General features: G+C 73.0%; 14 protein-coding genes. 8 read left to right on the top strand and 6 right to left on the bottom strand.

Annotation, left to right across the window (positions count from 1 at the left end):
• Window positions 1–69 precede the first annotated feature (69 nt).
• On the top strand, window positions 70–1,680 hold the full coding sequence (locus ACTWLT_RS10770; RefSeq protein WP_445318209.1) for a coiled-coil domain-containing protein: 1,611 nt from the start codon (window positions 70–72) through the stop codon (window positions 1,678–1,680).
• Between the two features lie 150 nt (window positions 1,681–1,830).
• Entirely contained in the window at window positions 1,831–3,225 is a 1,395-nt protein-coding gene (locus tag ACTWLT_RS10765; RefSeq protein ID WP_445318208.1) for a dihydrolipoyl dehydrogenase family protein, read from the top strand.
• A gap of 7 nt (window positions 3,226–3,232) precedes the next feature.
• On the opposite strand, the gene ACTWLT_RS10760 is transcribed toward ACTWLT_RS10765, so the two are convergent.
• The 4 genes from ACTWLT_RS10760 to ACTWLT_RS10745 all read right to left on the bottom strand — a co-directional run bounded on the left by ACTWLT_RS10760 (window position 3,233) and on the right by ACTWLT_RS10745 (window position 7,146).
• The gene (locus tag ACTWLT_RS10760) at window positions 3,233–4,330 is read right to left on the bottom strand and encodes an endonuclease/exonuclease/phosphatase family protein (protein ID WP_445318207.1); all 1,098 of its coding nucleotides are present in this window, start codon (window positions 4,328–4,330) and stop codon (window positions 3,233–3,235) included.
• Between the two features lie 140 nt (window positions 4,331–4,470).
• Window positions 4,471–5,247 carry a nucleotidyltransferase domain-containing protein gene (locus ACTWLT_RS10755; protein ID WP_445318206.1) on the bottom strand — a complete coding sequence of 259 codons (777 nt, stop codon included), beginning with the start codon at window positions 5,245–5,247 and terminating at the stop codon, window positions 4,471–4,473.
• A gap of 61 nt (window positions 5,248–5,308) precedes the next feature.
• On the bottom strand, window positions 5,309–6,667 hold the full coding sequence (locus ACTWLT_RS10750) for a hypothetical protein (protein WP_445318205.1): 1,359 nt from the start codon (window positions 6,665–6,667) through the stop codon (window positions 5,309–5,311).
• Window positions 6,668–6,672: 5 nt separating this feature from the next.
• On the bottom strand, window positions 6,673–7,146 hold the full coding sequence (locus tag ACTWLT_RS10745) for a cupredoxin domain-containing protein (RefSeq protein WP_445318204.1): 474 nt from the start codon (window positions 7,144–7,146) through the stop codon (window positions 6,673–6,675).
• A 102-nt stretch (window positions 7,147–7,248) separates the two neighbouring features.
• On the opposite strand from ACTWLT_RS10745, the gene ACTWLT_RS10740 reads away from it, so the two are divergent.
• Window positions 7,249–8,121 (top strand): copper resistance CopC family protein, encoded by an 873-nt coding sequence (locus ACTWLT_RS10740; RefSeq protein ID WP_445318203.1) that lies wholly within the window; start codon window positions 7,249–7,251, stop codon window positions 8,119–8,121.
• Between the two features lie 253 nt (window positions 8,122–8,374).
• Window positions 8,375–11,209 (top strand): ricin-type beta-trefoil lectin domain protein, encoded by a 2,835-nt coding sequence (locus tag ACTWLT_RS10735; RefSeq protein WP_445318202.1) that lies wholly within the window; start codon window positions 8,375–8,377, stop codon window positions 11,207–11,209.
• 85 nt (window positions 11,210–11,294) lie between these two features.
• Here ACTWLT_RS10735 and ACTWLT_RS10730 read toward each other — a convergent pair whose 3' ends face one another.
• A complete protein-coding gene (locus ACTWLT_RS10730; RefSeq protein ID WP_445318201.1) occupies window positions 11,295–11,681 on the bottom strand; it encodes a DUF2267 domain-containing protein in 387 nt (128 codons plus the stop codon).
• A gap of 151 nt (window positions 11,682–11,832) precedes the next feature.
• On the opposite strand from ACTWLT_RS10730, the gene ACTWLT_RS10725 reads away from it, so the two are divergent.
• The 4 genes from ACTWLT_RS10725 to ACTWLT_RS10710 all read left to right on the top strand — a co-directional run bounded on the left by ACTWLT_RS10725 (window position 11,833) and on the right by ACTWLT_RS10710 (window position 14,024).
• Entirely contained in the window at window positions 11,833–12,639 is an 807-nt protein-coding gene (locus ACTWLT_RS10725) for an SAM-dependent methyltransferase (protein ID WP_445318200.1), read from the top strand.
• 123 nt (window positions 12,640–12,762) lie between these two features.
• A complete protein-coding gene (locus ACTWLT_RS10720) occupies window positions 12,763–13,095 on the top strand; it encodes a nuclear transport factor 2 family protein (protein ID WP_445318199.1) in 333 nt (110 codons plus the stop codon).
• Between the two features lie 171 nt (window positions 13,096–13,266).
• The gene (locus tag ACTWLT_RS10715; RefSeq protein ID WP_252415402.1) at window positions 13,267–13,599 is read left to right on the top strand and encodes an STAS domain-containing protein; all 333 of its coding nucleotides are present in this window, start codon (window positions 13,267–13,269) and stop codon (window positions 13,597–13,599) included.
• Window positions 13,599–14,024: an ATP-binding protein gene (locus ACTWLT_RS10710; protein ID WP_445318198.1), complete on the top strand. Its 426-nt coding sequence runs from the start codon at window positions 13,599–13,601 to the stop codon at window positions 14,022–14,024. The genes ACTWLT_RS10715 and ACTWLT_RS10710 overlap by 1 nt, the downstream gene beginning before the upstream one ends.
• 10 nt (window positions 14,025–14,034) lie before the next feature.
• Here the strand turns inward: ACTWLT_RS10710 and ACTWLT_RS10705 are convergent, their stop codons facing one another.
• Entirely contained in the window at window positions 14,035–15,570 is a 1,536-nt protein-coding gene (locus ACTWLT_RS10705; RefSeq protein ID WP_445318197.1) for a PP2C family protein-serine/threonine phosphatase, read from the bottom strand.
• Window positions 15,571–15,733 lie beyond the last annotated feature (163 nt).

Raw genomic sequence — 15,733 nt, 5'->3', positions numbered from 1 at the left:
CCACATTCACGGCCCGCGCGGGGCGGTCGACCGCCGGCCCTGGCGCCCCGATCGTACGGAGGATGGTGCATGTCCATCGGCGCTGAGCCGCACGCAGCACGCGACGATGCGGCCTCGCGGCCGAGCTTCGAGCTCGCCCTGCGCGGCTACGACAAACGCCAGGTCGACAAGCACCTGGAGCAGCTCGACGGTCAGCTGGCGATGCTGAGCGGGGAGCACGGGCGCTCCGCGGTCCGCGTCCGTGAGCTGACCGCCGAGGTGCAGCGGCTGCGCGCCGAGCTGGCCGAGCTTCAGGAGCAGCCCGTGCAGGTGGACCGCGCCTCGTTCCAGGATCTGGGTCCCATGGTCGGCGAGATCCTGGCCCTCGCCGAGAAGCAGGCGTCGATGATCACCGACTCGGCCATGGATCGTGCGAACGAGCTGCGGACCGAGGCGGAGCGCATCCTCGTCGACACGCGGGAGCGGGCCGCGCAGGCGCGCCAGGATCTGGGCGAGGAGCTGGCGGCCCGGCGCGCGGAGCAGGAGCAGGCGTACGAGGAGCGGCGCCGGGTGGCCGAGGCCGAGCTGACCGCGATCCGGGAGCACGCCGAGCAGTTGCGGGCCGACGGTGAGGCCGCGCACGAGCGTGCGCAGCACGAGGCGAAGCGGATCACCGAGCAGAGCGCCCAGCAGCTCAACCAGACCAGGGTCGCCGCCGACGCGCTGATGAAGTCGGCCCGCACCCAGATCCAGCAGGAGCTCCAGGCCGCCCGGGCCAAGGGCCAGCAGGAGATGGCCCAGTGGCAGGCCGGGGTGGAGCGCGAGGTCAACGACCGGCGAGCCGCCGCCGAGCAGGAAATCGCCGAGCAGCAGGCGGTCGCCGAGCGGGAGCTGGCCGAGCAGCGCAGCACCACCGAGCAGCAGATCGCGGCGCTGCTGGCCGAGGCACAGCAGCACGTGACGGAGCTGCGCAACCGGGCCGACGAGCAGGCCGCCACCCAGCAGGAGCAGCTTGCCGCCGTGCAGGAGGAGCTTGAGGAGCGCCGCCAGGAGTCGGCCCAGTTGCACGCCGAGCTGGAGACCGCCCGCCAGCAGCTCGCCGAGGTCCGCCAGGAGGGCGAGACCCTGGAGAACGAGCTGGGCCGGATCCAGCAGCGGCTGAACGAGGTGCGCCGGGACCTGACCGCCGAGAGCGCGCGTCTGGACGAGGCCCGCCGCGCCGGGGATTCCGCCGAGCGGCACGCCAAGGACGTCCGCGCCCGGGTGCAGCGGGAGGCGAAGCGGGTGGCCGACCTGGCCGCCGCCGCGGTGATGGCCGCCGCCGCGGGTGGCACGGAGACCGCCGAGTACCCGATGGTGGGCAGCCGGTCCGGCACCGACCGGCCCGTCGTCGAGCGGCCCGCCGCCCACCGACTCGTCAGCGAGCGGCCGATCGACGAGCGGGCCGCCGACGACCAGCCGGGTGACGAGCTGCCCGGCGGCGACCAGTCCGAGGACGGACGGCCCGACGGCGAGCCGGCCGACAGCCCGGGCGGCACGGACGAGCCGGCCGTGACCGTCGACCGTCCGGCCGCCACGAACGCACCCACCAGCGATGCCGGGCCGGCCTTCGGGCGACCAGGCGGCACCGGGGACCCGACGCCCGTGCCGTTCCTGCCCTTCGGGCAGCCGATCAGCGAGAACGGCGCCGCCCGGACCTGACGCCGGTGGCGGTCGACCTCGGGCCGGCTCGGACGTGGGGCGATTCTGCGCGGAACCCGGTCGACGGTCCCGTCGGAGCTGACAGGCTGGGCTGGCCGCCGCGCACCGGCGGCGGCCGCCGGCCGGGGCCGGCGACCGAGAGGAGCGCCGGTGACCGACCAACCGGAGGAGTTCGACCTGCTCGTCGTGGGCGGCGGCAAGGCCGGCAAGACGTTGAGCATGGACGTTGCCCGTTCCGGCCGGCGCGTCGCCATGGTCGAACGCGGGATGATCGGCGGCAGCTGCATCAACGTGGCGTGCATCCCGACCAAGGCGCTGGTGACCAGCGCGCGGGCCGCACGCCAACTGCGTGGCGCCCGCGCGCTCGGCCTGGTGGTCGAGGGGGGCCGGGTCGACGTGGACCTGCTGCGCGCCCACAAGCAGGACGTCGTCGAGGGGATGATCGCCGCCAACCGGCAGCAGTTCCTCGAATCCGGCCTGCACCTGGTGATCGGCGAGGCCCGCTTCGTCGGGCCGCGTACCGTGCGGGTGTCCCTGGCCGACGGGGGTGAGCGGCTGCTCCGCGGCGCCGACGTGGTGGTCAACACAGGCACCCGACCACACGTGCCGTCCGTGCCCGGGATGGCGGAGGCCAGGGTTCTGACCAGCGACAGCCTGCTGCACCTGGACCGGCTGCCGGCCCGCCTGGTGGTGCTCGGGGGCGGCACCGTCGGGGTGGAGTTCGCGCAGATGTTCGCGTCGTTCGGCAGCACGGTGACACTGATCGAGGGCGGTCCCCGGTTGCTCACCCGCGAGGATCCCGACCTGAGCGACGCGGTGATGCGGATCTTCATCGACGACGGCATCGACGTACGCGTCGGCGTGACGGTCGCCCGGGTCGACCGCGACGACGACGGCACCGTCGGGGTGACCCTGGACGACGGCAGCCTGGTGACCGGGGACGAGGTGCTCGTGGCGGCCGGTCGGGCGCCGGTCACCGACGGGCTCGGGCTGGACGCCGCCGGTGTCCGGCTGAACGAGCGCGGCTTCGTGCTGGTCGACGAGTACCTGCGTACCACCGCCGAGCGGACCTGGGCGGCAGGGGACGTCGCGGGCACGCCGCAGTTCACCCACGCCTCGCTGGACGACTACCGGATCATCCGGGCGAACCTGGCGGGTGAGCGGCGCAGCACCGCCGGCCGGCTCATCCCGTACACCATCTTCACCACCCCGGAGCTGGCCCGGGTCGGGCTCACCGAGACCGAGGCGCGCCGCGCCGGGTACGACGTGCAGGTGGCCCACCTGCCGGTCTCCGCGATCCCCCGGGCGCGCACCCTGCGGCAGACCGAGGGCATGTGGAAGGCGGTGATCGACGCCGGCAGCGGGCGGATCCTCGGCGCGGCGCTGCTCGGCGCCGAGGCCGGAGAGGTGATCACCTCCGTGCAGCTGGCGATGCTCGCCGGCATGCCGTGGACCGCCCTGCGGGACGCGATCATCACCCACCCGACCATGGCCGAGGGCCTCAACCTGCTCTTCGCCTCGCTCCAGCCCCGCCCGGTCCGCTAGGGCACGTTCACCAGCTGATGCTGGCCGCCACCGGTAGGTGGTCGCCGCCGGTGGCCGGCAGCACCCAGGAACTCTCCGGCTTCACACCGCGGACCAGGATCTGGTCGATCCGCACCACCGGGAACGTCGCCGGCCAGGTGAAGCCGAAGCCGTCCCCGGCCTCGACCTGGGCCGAGCGCAACCGCGAGGTGATGCTGCCGAACACCCGGTCGTCCATGGTGCCGTTCAGGTCACCGAGCAGCACCACCCGCTCGTTCCGTTCGGCGGCGACGGCCTCGCCGAGCGCCCACGCGTTCCTGTCCCGATGGGCCGTCCAGAAGCCCGCCCTGGGATTCACCCGCACGGACCCCAGGTGGGCCACGTACACCGCCAGCGGCCCCTGGTCCGTGACCACCGTGGCGCGCAGCGCCCGGTTGTAGGCCATCGTGATGTCGGCCGGCTTGGTGGCCGCCAGCGGGCCGGCGTCCATCCGGATGTCCACCGGCTGACTGTCCGACAGCGGCAGCTTGCTCCACAGCCCGACCGTGCCCTGCACCGTGTGGTACGGGTACGCGTTCGCCAGTTCCCTCTCGTACGTGCCCGCGGCCTGCGGGCTCAGCTCCACCAGGGCCAGCACGTCGGCACCGGCCGCGGCCAGGTCGCGGGCGGTCCCGGCCGGGTCGGGGTTGTTGGCGTTGACGTTCTGCTGGGCCACGGTGAGGTCGCCGCCGGGACGGGACTTGTCGACGAGCAGCCCGCCGAAGAGGTTCAGCCACACCACGGCCGGCAGCAGCAGCGCGGCCACCGCGGAGGCGGAACGGCGCCACAGCGCCCCGATCAGCAGTACGGGGATGAGCAGGCCGAACCACGGCAGGAACGTCTCCACCAGGCTGCCGAGGTTCCCGATCCGGTTCGGGATCTGCGCGTGCAGCAGCAGGATCAGGCCGAGCAGCAGCGCCAGCGCCGCGAGCACCAGGCCCCGTTTCCAGGGGCTCGGCCGGAAGATCGCCCGGCGGATGCGCGTGCGCCATGTCCCGGTACCGGCGTCCCGTCGGCCGGCGTCGCCCTGCCCGGTCTCCGCCGAGTCCACCTGCGTCATCGTCCGCCCCCGCTCACCGTCGGTCACTGCTGCATCCTATTTTGATCAACAGGCTGTCCGGGTGAGGTCTCTGACCTGGCCTTCTTCTGCTCGGCAGCATCCTTCTCCGGGGGCGGTGAGCACGCCCCACCCGGGTGCGTCCGAGCGGCGTCGTGGTGACCGGGCCGCTAGTCGGGCTGGCCGGCGATCTCGGCGCGGACCCGCTGCTGGAAGGCGCGCGCCTGCGCGCCGGAGGGTGGCGGCCCGCCGTGCCGGGCGGCGACCGCCCGGCGGACCACCTCGGCCGCGTCCCCGGCGTCGATCAGCCGCTGCCCGGCCGCCACCTTGGACAGCCAGACGCCGTCGCGGTGGCGTACCAGCGACCGGCACGCGCCGAGCACCGCGTCCTCCGCGCCGGGCGCGGGCTGGTCGCCGGGTGGCATCGGGAGGGCCAGCCACCAGGTCAGCGCCTCGATCAGCAGGCGGCGAAGGTCGGCCGGGGCCAGGTCGGCGAAGACCTCCCCCGCCGGCGGCCCGAGCAGCGGCAAGCCGCTCTGGTGCAGGATGCTGCGATCCAGCCCGTACCAGAACCGGCCGTCGGTCGCGGGCCGGTCCGCCGGGTCGAGGGTGCGCCGGAACGGCATCCCGGAACCGGTGTTCAGCTCGACCTCGAAGCCGGGTTCCGGCCGGCCGGCGGCGGCCACGGACCGCTGGTAGGCGACCAGTTCCAGCCCGCGCGCCGGGCAGGGCAGGGCCTCGTGTCGCAGCCGCGCCACCAGCGCCACCTTGTCGGTCCCGGTCAGCGGCCCGGCACAGACCAGCGCCACGTCCACGTCACTGCGACCGCGCTGGTACGCGCCGAGCCCCACCGAGCCGGCGGCGTACGCGCCCACCAGGTCGTCGCCGAGCACGTCCTGGGCGGCGTCGACCAGCTCGTCGAGGTAGCGGCGAAGATCGGAATCCACGCCCCATCCTCACCTGTGGGCCGCACCGCCCCGAACCCGGGTCGCCCGGCCGGCGGCGGTCCTACCCGGCGTAGAGCAGCAGCAGGCCGGCGACGGTGTAGGCGACCATCAGCGCCAGCAGTGGGAGCTGACCGGCCACCGCCCGGGCACGGGGGAACAGGTACAGGGCGCGGTCGTGAGCGAGCAGCGTGCCGAGCAGGTGCCCGAGGATGATGACGGTGATCTGGAGGCTGGCCACCCCGCCGGGGGTGACCAGGCCGGTGTGCGGTTGCCAGCCGGCCGTGCCGAACCAGTTCGCGCCGGTGCCGAGGGGGTCGGAGTGCAGCGCGACGGTGCGCTGACCCTCCAGGATCAGCAGCGAGTAGTAGTGCGCCACCAGGTAGCCCGCGGCGATCGGCACGATCGAGTGGGCGAGTTCGCCGGGCACGCCGCGGGCCGACGCGGCACCGTCGGCCGGGTCGTCGCCGGCGCGGCCGATCCGGGCGGCGGCCCCGGTGGCGGCGAGGTACGCCGCGGCGACGGCGGCGATGACCAGGATCAGCCCGACGCTGCCGATGACCGCCGGAGGCTGGCCGTTCTCCTGGGCGAAGCGCAGCCACGCGGGCGCGTTGGAGAGGCTGTCGAACATCGTCGAGCCGAGCAGCACGACCACCACGGCGACCAGGCCGGGTCGGGGGCGCAGGCCGGCGATCCCGTCCAGCGGGTTGCGCCACACCAGCACGCCGTCCGCGGCCCGGCCGACCGGGGCGAGGTGGCCGACCAGTCCGCTGTACACCTCGAACGGGTCGGCCCGGTCGAACCAGCCCGCGCCGAACAGCGCCGCCCCGGCCAGCATGACCACGGCGTACCCGGCGAGCCAGGCGGTGATGACCGGCAGCGTGGCCCGATCGGGTGCGACCAGTTCCAGCCAGACGAACCCGAACAGCGTGACGGCCGCCGGCCAGATCCCCAGGCCGGCCGGCAGCTCGCGGAAGCCGCGCTCCGGGTCCCGCCGTACCGCCAGCGCGGCGAGCAGGTGCACCGTACGCAGCGGGTTGACCGCCCGCCAGACCGGACCGAGCAGCAACGACACGGGCACCAGCCCGACCCAGAGCAGCACGTAGAGCGCGCCGGCCGTCGGGTTGTCCGGGGTGTCCGGTCCGGCCAGCAGGCCAAGGCAGAACCACCCGGCGGCGAGCAGGCCCAACGCGCGCAGCGCCCATCGGAGGGTGGGCGCGTCGACGAGCCGGGCCAGGCGCTGCGGCACCGGCCGGCCGCCGGCGGCGTCGCGGTCGAGTCGTGGCTCGCGCCAGAGCAGGCCCAGCGCGAGGAACGTGACGACGAGGGTCAGGGCCGCGGCGACGACGAGCTGCGGCAGCGTGATCGGAAGGTCCTGACGGCCACCGACACCGTGTGCCAGCACGGCGGTCGCGCCGGTCACGGTGCTCAGCGGACGACGAGCTGGAACAGCACCAGCTCGGTCTCGTGCGTCTCCACCTCGAACAGCCCGGTCTTGTCGGCGCGGAACTCCACCGAGGCGGGCGCGCCGGCCGGCAGGCGGGCGCCCAGGTCGTAGCCGTGCAGGTGCAGCTCGTCGGGAACGTCCGAGGTGACCGTGATCCGCACCAGCTGACCCTTACTCACGGTGACCCGCCCGGTCGGCGGGTTGACCCGCCGCTTCGCGATCGTCACGGTGATCTCCCGGTCCACCGCCGGCGTGCTGGCGGTGGCGCCGGGTGTCGGGCTGGCCGACGGCGCCGGCGTGGTGGCGGTCGTCGGCGGCGCGGCGGCCGTCGGTGATGCCGACGGGTCGGCCACGGACGGGTCGTCGCCCTGCCCGCAACCGGTGGCGAGCAGGGCGGCGAGGACACCGGAGGCGAGGACGGCGGGAACCCGGGAACCGGGGGCACGGACGAACACGGGCGGACTCCGAACGACGCGGGGGGACGGGTGTCGAACTGATCGTCGGGGACGTGAACTCTACGTCTTGTTCGGCGGGGAGGAAATGACCATGATGAACGAATGCGATCGAGGCTGGTCACTGTCCGTCACGTCCTGAGCCGAGCGGTGGCGGCGCTGGCCGCGACGCTGGTGGTGTCCCTGCTGCTGCCCGCCGCTCCGGCGTCCGCGCACGGCCAGTTGGCGACGTCGACCCCGCTGACCGGCACCGTTGTCCGTGAGCCGCTGGCGCAGGTGGCGTTGTACTTCACCGAGAAGCCGGCGTCCAACGCCCACTTCACCGTCACCGGGCCGAACGGGTCGCGGGTGGACAACGGCTGGTCGTACGGCGAACCGAAGCGGTTGGACAAGCCGGTCCAGGAGTACTTCATGGTCAACGGGGTCTTCGAGCCTCGGCTGTACCACACCGGCTTCCCCGCCGTGGTGTCCGTCGCGCACTGGCCGGCGAAGGGCCGGTACACCGCCAACTATCTCTCCGTCGCCTCCGATGGTGAGGCCGTGCGCGGCAGCGTCACGTTCGACTACCAGGGCTCCAGCACGACGGCACCGGCCGGTTGGACGGCGCCCACGGACGGGCCCGCGCCGGCGCTGCTCGCCCAGGTCGAGGGCACCCCGTCGGCGAGCCCCGGAGCAGCCGACGCGAGCCCCGGCCCGGCGGGCGCGAGCGGCGCTGCGGCGAGCGAGCCGGCGGGCGCCACGACCGGGCAGGGCGGCGGCCTGCCGCCGTGGCTTTTGCCGGCCGTGATCGTGGCGGTGGTCGCGGTCGTCGTGCTGGTGGCGGCCCGCCGTCGACCCGCTCCGCGCGGCGCTGCCAATCCGGCCCGCCATCCCGCCGGCCCGGCCCGTGGGTCCGCCGTCCCGGCCCGTAGGCCGGGCACCGCGACCCGGAAGCCCGGCAACCGGGCCGGTGGTCCGGCCCGGCGCGGTCGGCGGTAGGTCCAGGGCTCGACACCGGGCATTCATCGCGTACCACCGCGAACTTTCGCACATACATCGGGAACTTTTGATGTATCGATGCAAAGGCATGGACAGCCCAATCGAAACAACTTAATGTCTCGACCCATCAACCCGGTGTTTCCAGAACGTCACTCGTCGGCGTCGAGGGCGTTTCGGAACCGGGCCGACGGCCATCGCCTCCACCACTGATCCACGCCGGCCGTCGGACACTCCTATCCCTCATGGAGGAACGATGGGCACACGGCTGCTGCGCCGATTCCGCAGTCCTGTCCTGGGTGCGCTGGCACTCGTCCTCGCCGCCGGCTTCTGGGCCGACCCGGCCGGCGCCGCCCCCGACCAGGAACCGGGCGTCACACTGCGCGTCTTCGACGTGCAGGTGCCGCTGTCCGAGCTCTGCACGCTCAAGCCCGCGCAGACCCCGAACGTGGACAAGCTGATGTCCACGATCAACTGGACGTCGACCGCCGACTTCGGCTTCGACAACTACTTCGTCTCGCAGGTCCTCGGCAACATCACCACCACCCAGGCCGGCAGCTACACGTTCCGGCTCAGCAGCGACGACGGATCCAAGCTGACCATCGACAACAGCGTGGTGATCAACCACGACGGCCTGCACGGCGCGACGCCGCCCAAGGAGGGCACGGTCACCCTCACCGCCGGGCTGCACCCGCTGCGCATCGACCACTTCGAGCGCGACGGCGGGCAGCAGATCACCCTGGAGTGGAAGACGCCCGGCTCGTCGTCCTTCGTGGTCGTGCCGAACTCGGCGCTGAGCACCGACGCCGGGGTGGTCCGGGTGACCGCTCCCGGCCGCAAGGAGTGCGAGGGGGTCACCGACTCCCCCGGTGACGGCCTGCCGCTGACCGGTGTGCACCCCGGCTACACGCTGACGAACCTGCGGCCCACCGGCTTCCAGCCGAAGGTCACCGGGATGGACTGGCTGCCCGACGGCCGACTGGTCATCTCGACCTGGGGTGGCAGCGACCAGTCCGGCACCTCGCAGGACGGCGAGGTGTGGATCATGAACAACACCGGCGGCGCGACCGCGCCGGGCAACGTGACCACCAAGAAGATCGCTGGAGGTCTCAAGGAGCCGATGGGGCTCAAGGTCGTCGACGGAGTGGTCTACGTCTCGGAGAAGCAGCGGCTGACCCGACTGGTCGACAGCACCGGCGACGAGGTGGCCGACCAGCTCCAGACGGTCGCCACCTGGCCGTACGGCGGGAACTTTCACGAGTTCGCGTTCGGCCTGCTCTACCAGGACGGGTTCTTCTACCTGAACCTGTCGGTGTCGATCAACTCCGGCGGCGCGACCACCAACCCGCAGCCCGCCGTCAACCGGGGCACCACCCTCAAGGTCAACAAGGACACCGGCGCGGTCAGCTACGTCGCCGGTGGCCTGCGCACCCCGCACGGCATCGGCTGGGGCCCGGAGGGCGGCATCTTCGTCACCGACAACCAGGGCGGCTGGCTACCCTCCTCGAAGTTGGTGCACGTCAAGCAGGGCCGGTTCTTCAACCACTACATGAACCCGGCCGGCCCGTTCGACGCCAACCCGGTCACCCCGCCGGTGCTCTGGATGCCGCAGAACGAGATCGCCAACTCCCCCAGCACGCCGATGTACCTGACCACCGGCCGGTACGCCGGGCAGTTCGTCATCGGTGACGTGACCTACGGCGGCCTGCAGAGAGCCAATGTGGAGAAGGTCAACGGCGAGTACCAGGGTGCCCTGTTCCGGCTGACCCAGGGCCTGGAGGCGGGCGTCTCCGAGGTGAACGTCGGCCCCGACGGTGCGATCTACGTCGGCGGGCTCGGCGCGGGCGGCAACTGGGGCCAGACCGGCAAGCTGTCGTACGGCCTGCAGAAGCTCACCCCGAACACCACCAACGCCTTCGAGATGCTCGCCATGCGGGCCACCGAGACCGGCTTCGAGGTGGAGTACACCCAGCCGGTCTCGGCGGAGACCGCCGCCAACCTGGCCGCGCACTACAAGGTCAAGCAGTGGCGGTACCAGGCGACCGCCAGCTACGGCGGTCCGAAGATCGACGAGGAGACGCTGACCGTCACCTCGGCCACCCTCTCGGCGGACGGAAAGAAGGTCAGCCTCGCCGTTGGTGGGCGCAAGGCCGGCCACGTCGTGTACCTGCGCTCGCCGCGCCCGTTCACCTCGACCACCGGGCAGTCACTGTGGAGCACCGAGGCGTGGTACACGCTGAACGCCATCCCGGGCACCACCCCGCCGCCGACCGGCGGGGCCAACCTGGCGCTCAACAAGCTGGCCACGGCGGACAGCTCCTGCTCGGCGACCGAGGCCCCGGCCAAGGCCGTCAACGGCAGCGTCGCCGGCGGCAACGGCGACAAGTGGTGCTCGACGGGCGCCACGAAGTACCTCCAGGTGGATCTGGGGGCCAGCTACGCGGTGAACCGGGTGGTGGTCAAGCACGCCGGGGCCGGCGGTGAGAACACCGCCTGGAACACCCGGGACTTCACGGTCGCGTCCAGCGCGGACGGCACGACCTGGACCACCCGCGCCACAGTGACCGGCAACACGGCGAGCACCACGACCCACAACGTCACCGCCCCCGGCACCCGCCACGTGCGGTTGGCCATCACCGCGCCGACCAGCACCAGCGATCCGGCCGCACGCATCTACGAACTGGAGGTGTACGCGGCCACCAGCGGCGGCTCGGGCACCATCACCGGCGTCGGCGGCAAGTGCCTGGACGTGAACAACGCCGGCACCGCCGACGGCACGAAGATCCAGCTCTGGACCTGCAACAGCACCAGCGCCCAGTCCTGGAGCCGGGTCGGCGACACCTACCGCGCTCTGGGCAAGTGCCTGGACGTGGACAACGGCGGCACCGCCGACGGCACGAAGGTGCAGTTGTGGACCTGCAACGGCACCGGCTCGCAGGTGTGGCAGCCGCAGCCCGACGGGTCGATCCGCAACCCGCAGTCGGGCAAGGTGATGCAGGCAGCCGGGGGCGCCACCGCCGACGGCACCCAGATCCAGATCGGCACGTACGCCGGCGGCGCCCACCAGAAGTGGGTCGTCAGCGCGGGGTAGGCACCGGCACCCGAGGCGCGGTCTGACCGGCAACCGGTCAGGCCGTGCCCCGGCCGCCCGGCGCGATCCCCAGCGGTCCGTACGGTCAGGGGCCTTGCGGCAGCGGCTGGGCCAGCGCCCGCAGATCGGCCGGGAGCTGTGACAGCGCGTCCTCGAACTCGCGGTGCCCGACCACCCGGTGCATCGTCTGGAGGACGGCCCGGACGCCCTTCTCGGCGGTGGGTCGGTCCGTGCCGGCGCGGTCGGCCACCCGGCGCATGAACTCGTCGTAACCGAACGCCTCCGGCGCCTCGACCGCCTTGATCAGCAGCGGGCTCAACTCGGGGGCCAGGTGGGGGGCCAACTCGGCCGCCTCACCGCCGCTGAGCCGCTCGGTGAGGGTACGCAGAACGGCCTCGGTCAGCGGGCGCGCCTGCTCCGGCGGGACACCCGCCCGTCCCGCGACCTTGTCGACGAACATCAGCTCGGCCATGGCCCGCCCCTTCCGTCCGGAGACGCGTGGCTACCCGGGCCCACCGGCCACAAACCCCGGGCCGTGCGCGGGTGTCCGATTTACGAACCGGAGCGCTGTGGGAGCATGGTTGTCCTTCGTGTCTTCCCCACCCCCCAGCGGAAGGACGCCCGTGGCAGAAGCGGCACCTCTCCCGGCCACCGACCAGCCCAAGATCGATACCAGCGTTCCGCACTCCGCCCGGATCTGGAACTACTGGCTGGGCGGCAAGGACAACTTCGAAATCGACCGGCTGGCGGGTGAGCAGGTCCGCGAGCTGTTCCCCGCGATGATCGAGACGGCGCGCGAGTCCCGGGCGTTCCTGTCCCGCGCGGTGCGCTTCCTCGCCGGTGAGGCCGGCATCCGGCAGTTCCTCGACGTCGGCACCGGGCTGCCCACCGCCGACAACACGCACCAGGTGGCCCAGCGGGTCAACCCGCAGAGCCGCGTCGTGTACGTCGACAACGACCCGATGGTCCTGGCCCACGCGCGGGCACTGCTGGTCGGCAGCCCGGAGGGGCTGACCCGGTACATCCACGCCGACCTGCGTGACCCGCAGGCGGTGCTCCGACAGGCCACCGAGCACCTCGACCTCGGCCAGCCCGTCGCGGTCCTGCTGTTCGGCGTGATGGGACACGTCGGCGACGACGACCAGGCGGTCGCCATCGTCCGTACCCTGCTCGACGCGGTGCCGTCCGGCAGCTACCTCGCGCTGTCCGACGGCACCGACACCAGCGAGGCGGTCGTCGAGTCGCACCGGCAGTACAACGAGAGCGGCGCGCTGCCGTACCACCTGCGCAGCCCGGAGCGGATCGCCCGGTTCTTCGACGGCCTGGAGCTGGTCGAGCCCGGCCTGGTGCCGTTCACCCACTGGCGACCCGAGCGGGACGGCCCGCCCGCCGACCTGGACGGCTACTGCGCCGTCGGCCGCAAGCCCTGACCCACGCCGGACCTCCGGAGGGTTCTCCTGGTTGCTCCGCGCGGCGCGGGCCCCGTCTCGTACGGTGAGGTCGGACGCGTATCCGGCGGCCGCCGACGGCGGCCCGCGCCGCAGGAGGAGCAGATGGCGGTCGACCTGCCCGACGTGATCGACCGGTACTTCCGGGCCGTCGACGACGGCGATCTCGACGCCTTCGTCGCCTGCTTCGCGGACACCGCCACCGTGGCCGACGAGGACCGGCTGCACGAGGGGCGGGCCGCGATCCGCGCCTGGCGGGAGCGGACGGCGGCTGCCTACTCGTACACGGCCGAGCCGGTGGGGCTCACGCCGCAGGCCGGTGACTCGTACGTGGTCCTCACCCGGGTGTCGGGCGGTTTTCCCGGCAGCCCCGTCGAGCTGCGGTACCGGTTCACGCTGCGCGACGACCTGATCGGCGCCCTGGACATCCGCCCGTAGCGACCCTCGCGGCGTGCGACGCACGGTGGTGCGAGCTGCGTCAGCCCATCATCGTCGACTCCTGATCGTCGGTCCTTGATCGCCGCCGAACGGAGGACGCTGCCAAGCGGCGGGCGGGTGACATGATGTGCCCCACAACGGCTGTCGCTAGGAGGAAGGTGCTGCTGCCCGATGGCGCACTTCGAGGCCCGCACATCCACGGCACCGGGCCGGATCGTGGTCACGCTGACCGGCGAGTGTGACCTGGCCGTCCGGGACGAACTGACCACCGTGCTCGCCGCGGCGGTCCGCGGCGCCCCGGTGGTCGTGGTCGACGTGGGCGGGTTGCGCTTCCTCGATTCCACCGGCCTGCACACCCTGGTGACCGCCCACCGGACGGCTCGCGCGGACGGCCGGCGGTTGTACGCCGTCAACGCCGGCGGGCCGGTCGCCGCCGTGCTGGACATCACCGGCGTCGGCAACCTGCTGCGACCACCCGCCGACGACCCGCGGCTGGCGGGCTGATGCCCGGCGACCGGCGGGAGATCCGCACGATTGCCGAGCAGTCCACCTCCGCGCACAGCACGGACAGCATGGCGTACCACGCGGCCGCCGACCTCCGGGCGCTGCGCGCGTTCGTCTGCGCCGGGGCGGTAGCCCGGGGCCTGTCGCCGCAACGGGTGGAGCTGCTGGCGCTGGCCGTCAGCGAGTTGGCCACCAACACCTTGCAGCACACAACCGGCGGCGGCCGGGTCCGGCTCTGGGCCGAGGCCGACCACCTGATCTGCGACGTCGTCGACCAGGGGCCGATGCGGGCGTTCGGCCGCGACATGCCGCCGGCCGAGGCGGTACGGGGTCGAGGGCTGGCGATCGTCGAGCAGGTCTGCGACGAGGTCGCCGTGTTGCCGATGCCGGAGGGGACCGTGGTCCGCATCCGGCTCGGCCTGTGAGCCCGGCGGCTCAGGGCAGCACGCGTACGGCCAGTGTGCAGGTGTCGTCGTCCGGGTTGGGCCGGTGCAGCAGGCCACGCAGTCGGGAGAGGGTCTGCTCCCCCGGCGCGACGGAGAGCGCGGAGAGCATCGCCCGCACCTGTTCGAGCAGATCGTTGTCGGTGGCGCGTCGTTCCACCAACCCGTCGGTGTAGAACAGCACCAGGTCACCCGGGCGCAGTCGCGGGGTGAGCACCGGGTACGCGGAGTCCTCTCCGGCGCCCAGCAGCAGGCCCGCCGGACGGTCGAGTGGGCCGGTCTCGCCGGCACGGGACAGCAGCGGCGCCATGTGCCCGGCGCGTCCCCAGCGGAGCACCCGGGTCGCCGGGTCGTAGACGGCGACCACCGCGGTCCCGGTGATCGCGAGCTGACCGCAGAGCCGATTGAGGTTCCCGAGCAGCACCGCCGGGTCACGGATGCCGATCGAGAGCCAGGCCACCAGCGCGAAGCGCAGGTGCGCCATCCCGCTCGCGGCGTCCAGCCCGTGACCGGTCACGTCGCCGACGGCGAGCACGACCTGCCCGTCGGGCAGGGTCTGCGCGTGGTACCAGTCACCGCCCACCCGGGCCGCGCTCTCCGCCGGCAGGTAGTTGACCATCGCCTCCAGCCCGGCGAGCGGGAACGGCGCGCGGGGCACGGGTTGGATCAGGTTCTGCAACTGCCCGGCCAGCCGGTGCTCGGCCAGCGCCGTCATCTCCCGGGTCCGCACCTGGTCGCTGAGCCGCTCGATGGCGGTCCGCGAGTCCACCCGGGCCGTCACGTCCTGCACCACGGCATGGATCTTCAACGGCGCGCCGTCGGCGTCCCGGGAGACGTCGGAGAGGATCCGCAGGTACTTCACGGTGCCCGCCGGCTGGAACCGGACCGTCACGTCCGAGGACGCCCCGCTGTCCAGCGTCTGCCAGGCGGCCTCGCGCAGCATGTCGTCGTCCGGGAGTACGGCCGCGGACTGCTCGGCTCGGGACAGCGGGCCGAGCGCCGGGTCGCGTTCGAAGATCCGGTACATGCCGGGAGACCACTGGCTGACCCCGCTGGCCAGGTCGTACTCCGCCCAGCCGAGGCTGCCCAGCAACTCGGTGCGCTCCAGCCGACGCCGGTCCTCGTCGAGCCGCTCCCACGCGACCAGCAGGCCGCCGAGCACCCGGTGCACGTGCACGTCGAACAGGGAGTCGGCGACGACGCCGGCACGCTTCTCGGCGTACCGGAAGTCGGCCAGCCGGCCGGACGATCCGCTGGACAGCACCTCGTGGTACAGCTGCCAGAGCGGACCGTCGACCATGCTCGGATACAGCTCGCTGAGCCGCTCGCCGACCCGCTCGACCCCCCGACCGTAGATGTCATAACCCTCGCCGCTGGTGGCCGCGATGCGAAAGTCCGCGACCGGCCGCCCGTCATCCGGCACCGGCAGCAACCACGTACAGCCGGCGGGGACGACGGCCAGGACCTCGCGGACCACCGCTTCGACCGGGCGTGCCGCCGCGGCGGCGCGCCCGCCCTGGTCTGCCATGGCAGCAGCCTAGCCACCGGCCGGCCGCCGGCCGAGGCGGCGCGGGGCGGATTCAGCAGCCGGGCGGGACTCGCCGCCGGGCCGATCCGTCGCGTCGGGCCTCCTCGGCTGCCACAATGCGGACAGCCCCGGTGGCACCGGGTGGACCCCGATCGGGAGGACG

It is taken from the genome of Micromonospora yongxingensis (assembly GCF_052601155.1).
The sequence above is the reverse complement of the archived record's forward strand: the minus strand, read 5'-3'. Positions and strand labels throughout refer to the sequence as shown.

Excerpts from the sequence above, each read along its gene's own strand:
- ACTWLT_RS10770 (WP_445318209.1), top strand. The coding sequence starts at position 70 with ATGTCCATCGGCGCTGAGCCGCACGCAGCACGCGACGATGCGGCCTCG.
- ACTWLT_RS10740 (WP_445318203.1), top strand. The coding sequence starts at position 7,249 with ATGCGATCGAGGCTGGTCACTGTCCGTCACGTCCTGAGCCGAGCGGTG.
- ACTWLT_RS10735 (WP_445318202.1), top strand. The coding sequence starts at position 8,375 with ATGGGCACACGGCTGCTGCGCCGATTCCGCAGTCCTGTCCTGGGTGCG.
- ACTWLT_RS10730 (WP_445318201.1), bottom strand. The coding sequence starts at position 11,681 with ATGGCCGAGCTGATGTTCGTCGACAAGGTCGCGGGACGGGCGGGTGTC.
- ACTWLT_RS10720 (WP_445318199.1), top strand. The coding sequence starts at position 12,763 with ATGGCGGTCGACCTGCCCGACGTGATCGACCGGTACTTCCGGGCCGTC.
- ACTWLT_RS10715 (WP_252415402.1), top strand. The coding sequence starts at position 13,267 with ATGGCGCACTTCGAGGCCCGCACATCCACGGCACCGGGCCGGATCGTG.
- ACTWLT_RS10710 (WP_445318198.1), top strand. The coding sequence starts at position 13,599 with ATGCCCGGCGACCGGCGGGAGATCCGCACGATTGCCGAGCAGTCCACC.
- ACTWLT_RS10705 (WP_445318197.1), bottom strand. The coding sequence starts at position 15,570 with ATGGCAGACCAGGGCGGGCGCGCCGCCGCGGCGGCACGCCCGGTCGAA.